Source organism: Carnobacterium sp. (genome assembly GCF_032094055.1).
Lineage (GTDB): Bacteria > Bacillota > Bacilli > Lactobacillales > Carnobacteriaceae > Carnobacterium_A.
The window spans coordinates 4,095-6,647 of sequence record NZ_DAMDAK010000012.1 but is presented as its reverse complement, the minus strand read 5'-3'; the positions used below and the strand labels follow the sequence as shown (position 1 = coordinate 6,647).

General features: G+C 40.6%; 2 protein-coding genes. One reads left to right on the top strand and one right to left on the bottom strand.

Annotated elements, in window-relative coordinates:
- Positions 1-1,895 (top strand): vitamin B12-dependent ribonucleotide reductase (locus tag RT405_RS03170; RefSeq protein WP_313467491.1); only part of this gene is annotated, 1,895 nt, incomplete at its 5' end.
- 117 nt (positions 1,896-2,012) lie between these two features.
- Here RT405_RS03170 and RT405_RS03165 read toward each other — a convergent pair.
- A partial coding sequence (locus RT405_RS03165; RefSeq protein ID WP_313467489.1) for a sulfite exporter TauE/SafE family protein occupies positions 2,013-2,553 on the bottom strand: 541 nt, incomplete at its 5' end.

Sequence of the window (2,553 nt, the reverse complement as noted above, 5' to 3'; positions counted from 1 at the left end):
GCCGCGGTGGTGGTGTCGGAACAAACGGTTCTACTTTACGCCCGCGCAATTCATTGGTTCGCGGTGTAAACGGCAAGTCATCAGGTTCTGTTTCGTGGTTAGATGATATTGCACAATTGACTCATTTAGTTGAACAAGGTGGCAGTCGTCGTGGTGCTCAGATGATTATGCTGTCTGATTGGCATCCAGATATCATTGAATTCATTATTTCTAAAATGCAGAATCCACGGATCCTCCGTTATTTGATTGAAAATACAGCAGATGCCCAAATCAAAAAATTAGCTTCTGAAAAATTAAAATTTACGCCTTTTACTGAGCGTGAAGCAGCTATGTACCAAAATATCTTGAATTATAAAAATATGCCAGGTACAGGTGGATTTGATCAAGCCACTTTACAAGAAGTTGAAGATAAAGTTAGAACTGGCGGAACATATGGAGTTCATCATCCCGACTTCTTATCAGGCGCCAATATCTCTATTTGTTTAACCGATGACTTTATGCAAGCTGTTGAAAACGATGAAGAGTATGCCCTGCGTTTCCCGGCTGTTGAATCTTATAATGAAGCTGAAATGGCTTTTTATGATGCGTATTGGACAGAAGTCGGCGATGTGCGCGAATGGGAAGCCAGCGGTCGTGCAGTCCGGACTTACCGGACGATCAAAGCTCGCGAACTATGGAATTTGATCAATATCTGTGCCACTTACTCTGCTGAACCGGGCATCTTCTTTATCGACAATGCCAATAAAATGACAAATGCAACAGCTTATGGACAAAAAGTAGTCGCAACAAACCCTTGCGGCGAACAACCATTAGCTCCTTATTCGGTTTGTAATTTAGCTGCGATCAATTTAGCTGAAATGGCGGATAAGGATGCCGAGACCGTCGACTTTGCTAAATTAAAACAAACCGTTAAAACCGGTGTGCGGATGCAAGATAATGTGATTGATGCAACGCCATACTTTTTAGAAGACAATGAAAAACAAGCATTAGGCGAACGTCGAGTAGGACTTGGCATTATGGGATTAGCTGATTTACTGATTTATACCGGAAAAGAATATGGCTCTCCTGAAGGAAATAAATTAGTCGATCAGGTATTTGAAGCTATCGCTGTGACCGCTTATGAAACATCCATTGAATTAGCTAAAGAAAAAGGCAGCTTCCCCTTCTTGATTGGCAAAACAGAAGAAGAAACCGCTCAATTGCGTGAAAACTTTATCAACACCGGTTATATGAAAAAAATGCCAGAACACATCCGTCAAGACATTTTAACTTATGGGATCCGCAACTCTCATCTGCTGACAGTTGCTCCAACAGGTTCAACTGGTACGATGGTTGGGGTATCAACTGGATTGGAACCTTACTTCTCTTTCAGTTACTTCAGAAGTGGTCGTTTGGGCAAATTTATTGAAGTCAAAGCTGCGATTGTAGAAGACTACTTAAGCCGTCATCCAGAAGCTGATCCCGACAATTTACCGAATCAATTTGTTTCAGCGATGAGTTTGGCCCCGGAAGCACATGTCGATGTCCAATGCGTTATCCAACGGTGGGTGGACAGTTCGATTTCTAAAACCGTTAATGCTCCTCGCGGCTATAGCGTGGAACAAGTTCAAAGCATCTATGAACGCTTATATAAAGGCGGTGCAAAAGGCGGAACGGTCTATGTTGACGGCAGTCGTGATTCTCAAGTATTGACACTAAAAGCTGAAGAAAATAATTGGGAATCCGATTCAGATTACACCGAAAAAGCTGACCCTGTCGCTGTAAATACAGCTGAAAATACAGTTGGAAATGAAGTAGGCGATACTTGTCCGATCTGTCGACAAGGAACTGTCGAAGATTTAGGCGGCTGCAATACCTGCACCAATTGTAATGCCCAATTAAAATGTGGTTTATAAACTAAGCAAAAAGCATCGAATTCAATGAATTCGATGCTTTTTTAGATTTGATTGACAACTTCTCACTTATAACTAGATTAACAGATGGACATGTCTTTTTACATAGCACCTGCTATGTTAGGCAGGATTAATCAATAACATAATTCCTAACAGAATAACTAAAACAAAAACGTAACGTTCAAATTTATAAGTTGGGATTCTGCCATAGATAAATTTCCCCAGTAAAATAGCTAGTCCAATTGCCGGCAAAGAAAAACCATATAAAACCAATAATTCTTTAGACCAGAAGCCGCCCATAAACTGACCAATAATAATCAATGAACTGGAAATCAAGAAATGTGCCTGCAGAGTTTCTCTAAAGACCTCTGGTTTCCATTCTCGCATTGTGCCATAAACAACAATAGGAACTCCATTCATATTATAGGCACTGCCAAACATGCCTGCTGCAAAACCAAAAGGCAACGACCGAACAGGTTTATTCAGCCCTAATTGTGGTTTTGACTGTCCAATCTTATTTTTAGCTAAAGAATAAATACCATAGGCAATCAGAAAAATTCCTAGAATATACGTAATCACGGTATTAGGAGCGAATTTAACTAACACCAAACCCACTGGAATACCCACTAACGTGCCAATAGAAAGTTGTTTCAGAACTGGA